This is a genomic window from Levilactobacillus tujiorum, from assembly GCF_012641185.1.
GTDB lineage: Bacteria > Bacillota > Bacilli > Lactobacillales > Lactobacillaceae > Levilactobacillus > Levilactobacillus tujiorum.
In genome coordinates this window covers 1-221 of record NZ_JAAXLK010000081.1, presented here as the reverse complement: position 1 = coordinate 221, position 221 = coordinate 1, and the positions used below count along the sequence as shown (strand labels likewise).

Genomic DNA, 221 nt, shown 5'->3' with positions numbered 1-221 from the left:
TCGTTCGACTTGCATGTATTAGGCATGCCGCCAGCGTTCGTCCTGAGCCAGGATCAAACTCTCATCTTATAGATGATGTGCTTGAATAGCTCATCGATTGTTGTTACTTTTTTAAAAGCGAATTGACTTCGCAAATATTGTTTGGGTTTGAATAAATTCAAACCGCCCTACACATATTTGGTTTGTCGAAACAATGTTCAGTTTTCAAAGGTCTACCTAAG

The 221-nt window shown here is 39.4% G+C and carries 1 rRNA gene; it reads right to left on the bottom strand.

Annotated elements, in window-relative coordinates:
- Positions 1-69, bottom strand: a 16S ribosomal RNA gene (locus HF569_RS12300); the annotation flags it as partial.
- Positions 70-221 lie beyond the last annotated feature (152 nt).